12 protein-coding genes and 1 pseudogene are annotated in these 11,580 nt (G+C 69.0%); 1 reads left to right on the top strand and 12 read right to left on the bottom strand.

The genetic code is table 11. From position 1 onward, the window contains the following. The 4 genes and pseudogenes from NN4_RS43495 to NN4_RS43510 all read right to left on the bottom strand — a co-directional run. Window positions 1–405: pseudogene (locus NN4_RS43495) on the bottom strand (hydroxymethylbilane synthase); the annotation flags it as partial. A gap of 76 nt (window positions 406–481) precedes the next feature. Continuing rightward, a complete protein-coding gene (locus NN4_RS43500) occupies window positions 482–1,921 on the bottom strand; it encodes a glutamyl-tRNA reductase (protein WP_147144021.1) in 1,440 nt (479 codons plus the stop codon). Window positions 1,922–1,994: 73 nt separating this feature from the next. Further along, entirely contained in the window at window positions 1,995–2,870 is an 876-nt protein-coding gene (locus tag NN4_RS43505; protein ID WP_147144024.1) for a redox-sensing transcriptional repressor Rex, read from the bottom strand. Window positions 2,871–3,119: 249 nt separating this feature from the next. Then, complete coding sequence (locus NN4_RS43510) at window positions 3,120–3,380, bottom strand: glutaredoxin family protein (protein WP_107659576.1); 261 nt, start codon at window positions 3,378–3,380, stop codon at window positions 3,120–3,122. A gap of 186 nt (window positions 3,381–3,566) precedes the next feature. Here NN4_RS43510 and NN4_RS43515 point away from each other — a divergent pair, with 186 nt between their 5' ends. Then, window positions 3,567–4,520: an HAD family hydrolase gene (locus tag NN4_RS43515; RefSeq protein ID WP_240772544.1), complete on the top strand. Its 954-nt coding sequence runs from the start codon at window positions 3,567–3,569 to the stop codon at window positions 4,518–4,520. Window positions 4,521–4,675: 155 nt separating this feature from the next. Here NN4_RS43515 and NN4_RS43520 read toward each other — a convergent pair whose 3' ends face one another. The 8 genes from NN4_RS43520 to NN4_RS46505 form a co-directional block, all read right to left on the bottom strand. Beyond that, a complete protein-coding gene (locus tag NN4_RS43520) occupies window positions 4,676–5,701 on the bottom strand; it encodes a lysophospholipid acyltransferase family protein (protein WP_147144027.1) in 1,026 nt (341 codons plus the stop codon). Further along, complete coding sequence (locus tag NN4_RS43525) at window positions 5,698–6,771, bottom strand: NAD-dependent epimerase/dehydratase family protein (RefSeq protein WP_246181434.1); 1,074 nt, start codon at window positions 6,769–6,771, stop codon at window positions 5,698–5,700. Before NN4_RS43525 ends, NN4_RS43520 begins: the two co-directional genes overlap by 4 nt. 203 nt (window positions 6,772–6,974) lie before the next feature. Continuing rightward, entirely contained in the window at window positions 6,975–7,076 is a 102-nt protein-coding gene (locus NN4_RS43530) for a 30S ribosomal protein bS22 (RefSeq protein WP_003402602.1), read from the bottom strand. Between the two features lie 262 nt (window positions 7,077–7,338). Then, window positions 7,339–7,623, bottom strand: a complete 285-nt coding sequence (locus tag NN4_RS43535) for a helix-turn-helix domain-containing protein (protein ID WP_370465384.1) — start codon at window positions 7,621–7,623, stop codon at window positions 7,339–7,341. 171 nt (window positions 7,624–7,794) lie between these two features. Continuing rightward, the gene (gene proC / locus NN4_RS43540) at window positions 7,795–8,628 is read right to left on the bottom strand and encodes a pyrroline-5-carboxylate reductase (protein WP_147144031.1); all 834 of its coding nucleotides are present in this window, start codon (window positions 8,626–8,628) and stop codon (window positions 7,795–7,797) included. A gap of 187 nt (window positions 8,629–8,815) precedes the next feature. After that, entirely contained in the window at window positions 8,816–9,697 is an 882-nt protein-coding gene (locus tag NN4_RS43545) for a thioesterase family protein (RefSeq protein ID WP_147144034.1), read from the bottom strand. 136 nt (window positions 9,698–9,833) lie between these two features. Next, window positions 9,834–10,700, bottom strand: coding sequence for a sugar phosphate isomerase/epimerase family protein (locus NN4_RS43550; protein ID WP_147144040.1), 867 nt, complete (start codon window positions 10,698–10,700; stop codon window positions 9,834–9,836). Window positions 10,701–10,828: 128 nt separating this feature from the next. Next, window positions 10,829–11,580, bottom strand: a 752-nt coding sequence (locus NN4_RS46505; protein WP_503826354.1) for an Rv0497 family membrane protein, incomplete at its 5' end; no start/stop codon positions are given.

Below are 11,580 nucleotides of genomic sequence, written 5' to 3' on the forward strand. Positions count from 1 at the left end.
ACCGACGCGGGCACCCGCGGGCAGCTCGCCCAGCACCAGGCCGTCGCGGGCGACCAGCGCGTCGCGCGGATCCTCCCGGACCGGAATGGCGGCGATGGTGAAGCGCGGGTCCTGGGCGGTCGGCAAGTCCTTGTAGGAGTGCACCGCGATGTCGATGGCGCCCGCGGCCAGCTCGTCGCGCAGCGCCGAGGTGAACACGCCGACCCCGATCTGCTGCACCGGTTCCGACGACAGGTCACCGGCGGTCTTGACCACGACCAGCTCGGCCTCGTGTCCGGCGGCGATCAGCGCGTCGCGGATGGTGCCCGACTGGGTGAGCGCGAGCAAGCTGCCTCGGGTACCGATGCGCCACGGCGCACCGGTGCTGCCTGCCGTCACGTTGTCCTCTTCCTGCACGAGTGTCATGCCCGCACCCCACGGGTGCTCGGCGCGGCCATCCCGGCCTTTCGCACGGTGCCGCTGGTTCGTTCGTCCCGCGCGCTCATGCCGGGTGCCCCTGTTCGTCGGCGCGGTGGCTCGCCGTGAAGTCGTCGGCCAGCGCGATATCGGCGTCGGTGAGCAGGATGCCCGCGTGGTCGCCGATCGCGGTGATCTCCATCGGCGCGGCAACCGCCTGCGCCGCACCCGGTTTCAGCTCGAACAGCTCGCGCAATGCCTCGGCGTAGCTGTCGCCGCCCGGGGTGGAGGCCAGCTGCTTGACCCGCACCGTCGGCGCGTGCAGCAGCTTGTCGACCACCCGGCGCACCGTGCGGGCCACCTCGTCGCGTTCCGGATCGGCCAGGCTGGGCAGCCGCGAATCCAGCCGCAGCAGTTCGGCTTCGACCACCTCGGCGGCGCGCTGGCGTAGCGCGGCGACGGTCGGGGTGACCTCGGCCATCCGCTGGCCGGTCAGGTATTTGGCGAGCTCGTCGGCGACGATCGCGCGGGCGGCGGCGGTGTCGTCGGCGGCCGCGCCCGCGGCGGGATCGCGCTGCAGGGTTTCGATGTCGATGACCGTCACGCCGGGCAGTCCGGCCACCGCGTGTTCGACGTCACGGGGCAGGCCCAGGTCGCAGAACACCAACGGCCGCTCCCCCGTGGCGGATTCGAGGCCGCGCTCGCGCTCGGTCAACGCCCGGTGGGTGTCGGCCAGCGTCACCACATTGCCGACCGCGCCGGTACAGGTGATGACCACATCGGCGACGGCCATCGCCTCGGTGAGCCTGGACAGCTCCATCGCCTCGGCGGCGACGCCGTAACTGCCCGCGGTCTCGGCGAGCCGCGCGGCCCGCGCCATGGTGCGGTTCACCACGATGATCCTGCCGATACCGGCCCGCGAAAGATGCGCCACCGCAAGGCTGCCCATCGCACCGGCGCCGACGACCACCGCGGTCTGCCCGGCCAGCGGACCGAGGACGTGCTGCGCGCGATCCAGCGCCACCGACACCACCGACGCGCCGGCCCGGTCGATGCCGGTCTCCGAATGCACCCGCTTGCCGACCCGCAGCGCGTGCTGGGCCAACTCGTGCAGTGTCCGGCCGACCGCCTGCTGCGCGTCGGCGGAGGCGTAGGCGCCGCGGATCTGGCTGAGCACCTGCTGCTCGCCGATCACCATCGAATCCAGGCCGCTGGCCACCGCGAACAAGTGCTCGGCGGCGGCCTCGCTGTAGCGGACGTAGGCGTGCTTGGTCAGATCGGGCAGCGGCAACCCGGAATGCTTGGTGAGCAGGTCGCCGACCTCGGCGAGACCGCCGTGGAAGGCGTCGACTACGGCGTAGACCTCGACCCGATTGCAGGTGGAGACGATCATCGCCTCGGAGACGTGACTCGAGGTGAGCATGCGGTCGATCAGCTTGGGTCGGTCGGCGTCGGTGATGGCAACCTTTTCCAGCACCGAGACGGGCGCACTCCTGTGCGAAATCCCGACCAGAAGAACACTCATGCCAGCACCTCGCTAGCGCTCGGCGCCGGCACGCGCGTTGCACGCTGTGTCACGATTCGCTCGCTACGCTCACTCATGGAGTAACCACCGATCCCTTGCTGCTTGGCTCCGTTGCCGTATGCGAGGACGCCGTATGCGCGGCTGCCGAATGCTTGAGTGCCTGATGGATCGCCGAGGTGTGCGCGGTGGGCGCGCGGCGGCTGAGCCTGCCCGCGGCGGGGCGCGCGGCCTCGGTGTTCGTCGGAGTCTCGGTGTTCACGCGGGCCTCGGACGCGTTGTCCGCGTTGCGCACTCGCTCGAACGACAGCATCTGCAGTTCGACCGCGAGATCGACCCGGCGCAGTTCGACCGTCGCGGGGGCGATCAGCTCACAGGGCGCGAAGCTCAGGATGGATTGCAGCCCCGCCGCGACCAGCCGGTCACAGGCGTCCTGGGCCGCGTCGTCGGGCACGGTGATGACCGCGATGGTGGGCTCGAGCGCTTCGACCGCCTCGGCCAGCCCGGCGACGTCACGCACCACCAGACCGGCGACCGACAGGCCGATCACCTCGGGGTGGTTGTCGAAGATGCCGACCACGGTGAAGCCACGCCGTTGGAACCCGCCGTAGCCGACCAGCGCCCGGCCGAGATTCCCGGCGCCGACGAGCACCACGCGGTGTCCCTGCGACAGGCCGAGCACATCCTCGATCCTTGCCCGCAACCTGGCTACGTCATAGCCGACACCCCGTACGCCATTGGGTCCGAGGAAGGAAAGGTCCTTGCGCAACTTCGCCGAATTGACACCCGCCGCGACAGCGAGTTCCTCACTCGATACGATGGCAACACCTTCGTCGGCCAACGTGGCGAGGACCCGGAGATAGGTCGCCAGTCGCGCGACGGTGGCCTGCGGGATGTCCTTCTGCAGAGCCCTGCCGGAGACGCCGCCCGGCGCCTCATGCTGCTCTGTCACGTCGTCGGCTCCTCGTTCCGGCCCGATCGGGTTACGGTTCGTCGCTGGACCTCTGACCCGGGACGGTCCGGTGCCATGGTCGAAGTGTCGGAATGCTGTGTCTTTACGCGGTGGGCCCGCAGCCTCGGCAAGCGGGTCCGCGTGCCACCACCGTAACTGCTTGTGCAGCCCTTCACAAAGTCGGTGAAATTGGCCTCATTTTCCGCCGCGACCAGCGCTGCGGCGGAAACGGACAGTCATCGCTACCGGTCAGCGGCTCAGGTCGGCCCGCAATCGGGCCTCGTCAACGTCGAAATAGCTGTGCTCACGACCGTTGAGCAGCACTACCGGCAACCGGTCACCGAACTCCGCGCGCAGGCCGGGATCGGTGGCCGCGGCCGCGTCGACATCCACCGTCGCGGGCTCGATGCCGTAATCGGCGCAGATCACCCGCAGCTGGTCCAGCGCGGTCGCGCACAGGCCACAGCCGGATCTCGTCAACAGGGTCACCGAAGGTGTGGGATTGGTCATGGCGGATATTAAATCCCCTCGCCACGCCGGGATCGGTGTGCCAGGTACTGCGCTGACTGTCGGCCGACCCGGTTACTGTGGACGTGGTTCGCGCGACGGGCGGAGGTACTGGTGCCGGAACGATCGAAGGTGGCAAGGGCCGGATTCATCGCGGGACGATTCGGCGAGTTTCCGGCGCGGTGGAATCTGGGTCCGATCGGTCAGGGTCTGCAGGATCAGCTGGCCCGCATCCCGCGCAGCCCCTTCGGCCCCAGCGAGGAAGAGCTGCGGGCCAACCTGGCCGGTGAGGCCAGCGCGGACGCCGCATTGTCGCTGCACGACGCCGAATTGGCGCTGGCCGAGGCGGACGAGACCGGCCCCGAGGTGCCGCGCGACCTGACCGCGGCGGCGTTCTTCGATGTGGACAACACCATGGTGCAGGGCGCGTCGATCGTGCATTTCGCCCGAGGTCTGGCCGCGCGCAAGTACTTCAAGACCTCCGATCTGGTCGATGTCGCCTGGAAGCAGGTCAAATTCCGGGTCACCGGGCGCGAGAACAGCTCGGACATGGTCAGCGGCAAGGAGAAAGCGCTCGCGTTCATCGCCGGACGCCCCACCGCCGAACTGGCTGCCCTCGGCGAGGAGATCTACGACGAGATCATCGCCGACAAGATCTGGCCCGGCACCAGGGCGCTCGCGCAGATGCACCTGGACGCGGGCCAGCAGGTCTGGCTGGTCACCGCGACCCCGGTCGAGCTGGCCCAGGTGATCGCCAAGCGGCTCGGGCTCACCGGCGCGCTCGGCACGGTGGCCGAGAGTGTGGACGGCACGTTCACCGGACGGCTGGTCGGCGACATCCTGCACGGGCTCGGCAAGGCGCACGCGGTGCGCACGCTGGCGATCCGAGAAGGGTTGAACCTCAAGCGTTGTACCGCGTACTCGGACAGCCACAACGATGTGCCGATGCTGTCGCTGGTCGGCACCGCGGTCGCGATCAACCCCGATTCGGATCTGCGGGAAGTGGCGAAGAACCGGGGCTGGGAGATCCGCGACTTCCGCACCGGTCGCAAGGCCGCGAAGATCGGCGTGCCGACGGCCCTGGCGCTGGGCGCGGCCGGCGGCGCCGTCGCGGCCGCGGTCACCCGCCGCCGCGACCACTGAACCAACCCGTCCGGTAGCGCACCCGGCGGTCCGGCGAACGCCGGAAACCAGTGCGGCCGAGGGGTTTACCGACTGGTGCCCGGCGTTCGCCGGACCAACGGGGTCGCTACGGTCCGGTGCTGGTGGACTCCGTTCCCGAAACGATCACGAGCGCCTCAGCCGGTGAACGGGTTGCGGCGCTTGGTGAGCAGCTTGTAGAGCGTCGACTGGATGATCTCGCGGACCTGGTCGGTCACCTCGAACATGGTCATCGGGTCGTCGGCCGCCTCCGGCTCGTAGCCGGTCGTCGGGATGGGGGCGCCGAACTCGATGTACCACTTCGACGGCAGCGGCAGCGCGCCCAGCGGGCCGAGCAACGGGAACAGCGGCGTCACCGGGAAATACGGCAAACCGAGCAGCCTGGCGAGCGGCTGCAGATCGGCCAGCTTGGGGTAGATCTCCTCGGACCCGACGATGGAGCACGGGATGATCGGCACGCCGGTGCGCACCGCCGCGGCCACGAAACCGCCGCGACCGAACCGCTGCAGCTTGTAGCGATCGGCGAACTGCTTGCCGACGCCCTTGAAACCCTCCGGGAAGACACCGGTGAGCTCGCCGGAGCGCAACAATCGTTCGGCGTCCTCGCGGCAGGCCAGCGTGTGCCCCGCCTTGCGGGCGAGCGAACCGAGCACCGGGGTTTCGAAGATCAGGTCGGCGGCCAGCAGGCGCAGCGCCCGCTGCTTCGGGTGCCGGTCGTGGATGGCCAGCTGCAGCATCAGCCCGTCCAGCGGAATGGTGCCCGCGTGGTTGGCCACGATCAGCGCGCCGCCCACCTCCGGAATGTTCTCCATGCCACTGACCTGCACCCGGAACCACAACTCCGACATCGGGCGCAGCGCGGGCAACAGCACGGACTCGAGCAGGTGCTCGTCGAAACCGAACTCGTCCACCTGGTAGTCGCCGGTGATCCGGCGGCGGGCGAAGTCGGCGGTCTTGCCGATCTGCTTGCCGATCGCGCCGCGCACCAGATCCGACAACGACTGTGGCGCAGGCGGTTCGGCGGCCGCCAAGCGTTCGGTCAGCGAGGTCACCGGGCTGGGCGCTTCGCCGTGGACCGGCTCCGGCCAGCGCCGCGCGGTCGGCCGATGGCGCGCCTCGTCCTGCACGTCGTGGAGGTGGATGACTTTCGCTACGTCGTTCATTGCTGTGCTCCCGTACCGGCCCCGAGCAGGCCGAGCAGTTTTTTCTCTGCGGCATCGATCCACGCGGGATCGACTACGGGCCGCAACGCTGCGCCCCCGATGAAGTCGTCGAAGGCCTGCACCGTGGTCCAGCGCGGCACGAACCCGAGTTCGGCCCGCATCCGGGTGGTGTCCAGGCCACAACCGAAATGGAAATAGTCGAGCTGTTCGCCGGAGAATTCGCGCATCACCGGCCCCATCAGCACCCGGCCCGCGGTGCGGAACAGCGCGAACGGCACCGGTAATTCGATCCGGCCTGCCCGCCGCACCGCTTGGGACAGGGCGAGCGCGCCGTCGCCCGCGATGTTGTAGGTGCCGCCGCGACCGGTCAGCGCGGCGTGCGCCAGCGCGGCGACCGCGTCTTCCTCGTGCAGCAGCTGGATGCGCGCGTCGCGGCCGAACACCGTCGGCGTGATGGGTGAACGCAGATACTGCACGCCGCGGCCGGCCAGCCGCGGTCCGACGATCGGCGCCAGCCGCAGAATCGAGGTGGCGATATCCGGGCGGCGTCGCCCCAGCCCGCGCAGGAAACCTTCGATGTCGATCATGTCGCGCGCGAACTCACCGCGTGGCGGGGTGCGCGCGCTCATTTCCTCGGTGAATTTCGCGGGGTCCTTCGCGCTGCAGCCGTACACGGCCGACGAGGAACGCACGACGACCGTGCGCACCGTCGGCGCCTTCTGACACACCGCGAACAATTGCATCGCGCCGAGCACGTTGAGGTCCTTCATCACCGGTCGCCCGGCGCCGGCCGGCGGCCTGGCCAGCACCGCGGCGTGCACCACGGTGTCTACCGCGCCACCGTCGATCACCTTGCGGATCAACGGATTTCGGATGTCCGCGCGAACGAATTCGGCACGGCCCATGCGCCGCTGCAACTCTCGGCTCGGGGTCATCGTGTCGACGGCGATGATGCGTTCGATGTCGGGATCCTGCGCGAGACGAGCGACCACGTTCCCGCCGAAGAAGCGACTGGCACCGGTCACCAGCACGACCTTCGGCGCGTGTCCGTCTCGAGCGTCAGAAGCCACCGCATCCCACCTTGGCAAGCCCCCATTTCATTTATTTCCCCGGTTCCTAGGGTAGCCGCTGCGTTCACGGGTTCCGTTGGGATTAACAAGGATCTAACGATGACTTCGGTCACCTGACACACGGCGTAGTTTCAAAATTCGGTATTTCAAACAAAAAGGCCCGCCACCTGACGGTGACGGGCCTTCGAGCTGACGCGCAGCGCTTACTTGCCGAGTTTGCGCCGCTGCACGCGTGTGCGGCGAAGCAGCTTGCGGTGCTTCTTCTTCGACATGCGCTTGCGGCGCTTCTTGATCACAGAACCCATAGGGTTGTTCCTCGCGTCTCTCTACTCGGCGCGCACGCTACACACGTACGCCAACTGACCGGTCGCTCGGCAAGCCTCACGCCCAGTGTCCGCGCCGCCGGGTACCACCGGACACCACAAAGTGATGCCACCGGCGGGCGAACACGAACCGAGGGTCCATCGTACCGGCACGTCCAGCTAGCTTCGAAACCGCCTGATCCAACGCCGCCGGACGCGGTCCGTCGGCGGGCCGCACCCCGTGGAGCGCGGTCGGATCAGTAGTTCATCCGGCGTCGAAGTAGGACGTCTCCAGATAGTCGTGCACCGCTTTGGCGTGTACCCGGAACGAACGACCCACCCGCACCGCGGGCAACTCACCGGAATGCACAAGCCGGTACACCGTCATCTTGGACACTCGCATCAGGCTCGCCACCTCGGCGACCGTGAGGAACTGAGTGCCGCCGAGCATGGGTTGACCCTGCGACCCGGAACCACCTTGCGTCCGGGAACCAGCCCGGGCGCCTGAGGGACCTGAGCCACTCGAACTTCCTGAGCTACTTGCAGACATCTTGTTAGACATCATTGCACCATTGACCTCCGGCACGTCCGCGCCGCCGGCTTCCCCACCGGCGGAACAGACACGCACGTGCTCCTTGAAGCTTAGCGGGACCAGTGGTGTTACTGCGACGGGAGTGAGAAATCAGCTTTTCCCTTCGGAAACCAACCGGTCGCGCGCTGTTTATTCGGCGGCCGTGCCCTGCTCGGCGGAACGCTGCTTCGCGGCGTGCAGCGCCTCCAGGAAGGCCGAGCGGACCCCGCCACGCTCGAGCTCGCGGATCGCGGCGGCGGTGGTGCCCGCCGGCGAGGTGACCGCGGCCCGCAACTCCACCGCGCTCTGCTCGGACTCGTCGAGCAGCGCCGCCGCGCCGACCATGGTCTGCACCACCAGCTGGGTGGCCACCTCGCGGGTCAGTCCGAGACCGACGCCCGCGTCCACCATGGCCTCGACGACCAGGAAAAAGTAGGCGGGCCCCGAGCCGGAGACCGCGGTGACCGCGTCCATCTGCGACTCCGCGACGGTCACCACCTTGCCGACCGCGCCGAGCACCTCGGTCACCAGCTCCAGCTGTGGCGCCCGCGTGTGCCGCCCCGGTGCGATGACGCTCATGCCCTGGCCGACCAGCATCGGGGTATTCGGCATCACCCGGACCACCGGGAAACCGGCGGGCAGCTTCGCCTCCAACCGCGCCGTCGGCACGCCCGCGGCCAGCGAGACCAGGATCTGGTCCCGGTCGTTGCCGACGCTCGGGTCGTCGCTGAGGGCGGCCTTGCCCAGCGCGGTCATCACCGCGTCCACGTCCGCGGGCTTGACCGCGACGACCAGCAGGTCCGCGCCGACCGCGGCATCGGCCACCGAATCGGTCACCCGCACACCGAAGCGCTCGGCGATCTGCGCGCCGCGCTCCGGAAAGGTCTCGACGACAACCAGGTCCTTTGCCAGCCGCCCCGATTCGAGCAGACCCGCAATAAGCGCCTCCCCTATGCGCCCGCCACCGATAACCGCAATTCGCATATCCGCCTCTCCGCGCCTTTTGCCGGTCGTAGGTACCGCTCTAGTTACATCGCGGGCCGCCGGTCAGGTATCCGGCACAGTTCTGGGCGTACCCCTGGAGTTACCCATGTACTGGCCAAATCAGATGTTACGTTCCGTAAAACCGAATCAGCGACGCCGTCGGCCGGGCTGAGAGTACGCGTGATCCTCAGCGAACCGGAATCAGCGCCAGCTGGCGGCTCTGTGCGACCACGGCGCCGGTGGAGTCGAGCACCAGCTGATCTTCGTCGAACATGCGGCCGCCGACCTCGTGGGTGGTCGCGATGACGCGCAGCCAGCCGGGGGCGGGCTTGCGGCGCAGGAAGCTGACCATCTGGACGGTAGGCGACCAGCCGTAGTGGCCGAGGTTGTACGGCACCGGCGGGCTGATGTCGGTGGCCATCATCGCGAAGAACATGGCGACGTCCGGGTCCTGCTCGTCGGCGGGCCGCGGGCGCATCCACAGGCGCAGTCGTGGTTCGGCGGTTTCGCCGTCGAGGAAGCGGGCCCACTCCCGGTCGATGTAGAGGTCGGCGGCCTGGCCGACGTGCACGATCCGGCCCATCGGGGAGCCCGGCTCGTAGCCGACCGCGTCGGCCGGTGGCTCGACGGGCATGTCGCTGTGCTCGCGCGCGAACCGGGGCTCGGCGTCGTCGAGGTGGCCGAAGGTGAGGGCGGTGCGCACCAGTGTGCGGCCGTTCTGGATCAGGTTCACGTCGGCCAGGCAGATCTGCCTGCCGATCTTGCGGATGTGCACCTCGTATTCGACGTCGCCCGGATCGGGTGCGCCGAGGAAGTCGGAGCTGGCGACGATCGGTGCCATGCCGGCGAGTGCCGGATCTGTCACGCGCAACCATTTCAGTCCCGCCGACGCGCTGGCCGCGACCATGGTGCCGCCGTGCACCTTCTTGCCGATCGTCCAGGTCTTGCCGATGGTGCCCAGGTAGCGGCCGGTATCGGGGATGTTCGGGGCCAGCTCGGTCAGCGTGAGTACCTGGCTGAACGGGGCATCGGTCGCGGTGACCTGTGTCAGTCCCAGCTCCGTCGTCATCGTCACTCCTGTCGTCCAGCTGCCGCGTCGGCGATCAGGGTTGCTGATACGCGGCGTTCGTACAGCGTAGAACGAGCGGGCTCCGCATGCGCATTCCACTCGGCCGGACGGCAGCGACGTGCGTCACAGTGCCAGGTCAGGCGTGACGGGCCGAGGTCGGCGCGGGCGCGGTCTGTCCATTGAGATGCAGCCGCGCGAAGGCGAGGGTGCGGTGCAGCATGGCCGCGCGGGCCTGCGTGGTCCGGGCATTCTGCGTGTTGATCTCGGCGACCGCCTGACCGGCGAAACCGTTGCGTACCAACGTGTCACACACCTCTACGCACGGCTGGGTGCCTTCGCCGGGGACCAGATGCTCGTCGTGCGCGGCGCCGCGGCCGTCGGCCAGATGCAGGTGCGCCAAGCCCTGACCCATCCGGGCGGCCAGCGCCAGGGGGTCCGCGCCCGCGGTCGCGGTGTGCGAGAGATCCAGGGTGTAGTGCTCGAAACCGGTGTCGGTCGGGTCATAAGACGGACTGAACGCGGTGAGCCCGACGCCCGGCCCGCCCCGGCGCTCCAGCCGTTTGACCGAGCGGGCACCGCGCCCGAACAGGGTGTCGGCCCGCATCGGGAACATGTTCTCCACCGCCACGATGACCGGGCTGTGCTCCTCGAGCTCAGCCACCTGGGCGGCGAAGTTCTCGGCGTAACGCCGCTGCCAGCGGAACGGCGGATGCACCACCACGGTGCGCGCGCCGAGCGCCTCGGCGGTGCGCACGCTGCGTTCGAGTTTGGCGACCGGATCCGAGCCCCACACCCGCTGCGAGATCAGCAGGCACGGCGCGTGGATCGCGATCACCGGCACGTCGTACTTGCGGACATAGGACTGCACGGTGGCGATGCTCTGGCTGGCCGGTTCGGCCCAGACCATCAATTCGATGCCGTCGTAACCGAGCTCGGCCGCGTACCGGAAGGCCGCCTCGGTGTTCTGCGGGTACACCGACGCGGTGGAGAGCCCGACGAGGATCTGGCGCCGATCCGGCGCACCCTCGGACTCCCCCGGCGTGACCGCCGCGGGTCGCGCCCCGGCAGCGGGGGCGCGGTGCACCCTGGTCTGGTCTGCCTGTCCGGTTTTCCCCACTGGCGCTCCCTGCCTCAGTTCGTACTGAGCAGAAAGGCTAGCGGCCCCAGCGTGACGAATACGCCGACAACGACCGCAATCACAGTGCTCAGCACGTCGTCGGTCCGGCGCAGGATCCGTACCAGCGCCACCAGACCGAGGATCACGATCATCGCCAGGGCCAGCGCCACCCAGGGGAGCATCTCCCACATCCGCTCGAAACCCTTGAACAGCAGCATGCCCGCGACGGCCGCGCCGGTGCTCTGACCACCCAGGATCATCCACTGGCGGCGGTTGGCGTCGTACTCGGCCTTCCTGGCCGCCCGGGCCGACCGGCGCGGCGTGGCGTGCTCGGACTGCTCGTCCTCGTCGAGGTCGTCGAGGTCGTGCTCGGCGTCCAGGTCGACCGGCTCGAAGAAATCGGTTTTGCCGTCGTACATCTCGAGCTCGTCGACCGGGGCGCGGCCCGAATCGCGTTTGCCGCGACCGCGTTTGCCCCGCCCGGCGGCGTCGGCCGCACGTTCGGCGCCCGCGCGTTCGGCCCGCTCGACACCGTCCCTGAGCAGATCGCCCGCGACCGTCTGGCCGGAAACGAGCTGCTGGTCCTGGCTGGCCAGCGACCAGGCGGCGGTCGAAATACCCTCGACCTCGGGCGGCGGGTCATTGCGTTGTGGCGCATCGGGTTTGCGTCTTCGCGCCGACCAGGCGGGCAGGGCGCCCTCGGCAGACCCGTTGCGCTGTGGTGCTCTTCGCGGCGGTTCCGGCGGCGGCTCGGGCGTCGGCGCCC

This window comes from Nocardia ninae NBRC 108245 (genome assembly GCF_007990755.1).
Lineage (GTDB): Bacteria > Actinomycetota > Actinomycetes > Mycobacteriales > Mycobacteriaceae > Nocardia > Nocardia ninae.

Excerpts from the sequence above, each read along its gene's own strand:
- NN4_RS43500 (WP_147144021.1), bottom strand. The coding sequence starts at position 1,921 with ATGAGTGTTCTTCTGGTCGGGATTTCGCACAGGAGTGCGCCCGTCTCG.
- NN4_RS43510 (WP_107659576.1), bottom strand. The coding sequence starts at position 3,380 with ATGACCAATCCCACACCTTCGGTGACCCTGTTGACGAGATCCGGCTGT.
- NN4_RS43520 (WP_147144027.1), bottom strand. The coding sequence starts at position 5,701 with ATGAACGACGTAGCGAAAGTCATCCACCTCCACGACGTGCAGGACGAG.
- NN4_RS43530 (WP_003402602.1), bottom strand. The coding sequence starts at position 7,076 with ATGGGTTCTGTGATCAAGAAGCGCCGCAAGCGCATGTCGAAGAAGAAG.
- NN4_RS43535 (WP_370465384.1), bottom strand. The coding sequence starts at position 7,623 with ATGTCTGCAAGTAGCTCAGGAAGTTCGAGTGGCTCAGGTCCCTCAGGC.
- proC (WP_147144031.1), bottom strand. The coding sequence starts at position 8,628 with ATGCGAATTGCGGTTATCGGTGGCGGGCGCATAGGGGAGGCGCTTATT.
- NN4_RS43545 (WP_147144034.1), bottom strand. The coding sequence starts at position 9,697 with ATGACGACGGAGCTGGGACTGACACAGGTCACCGCGACCGATGCCCCG.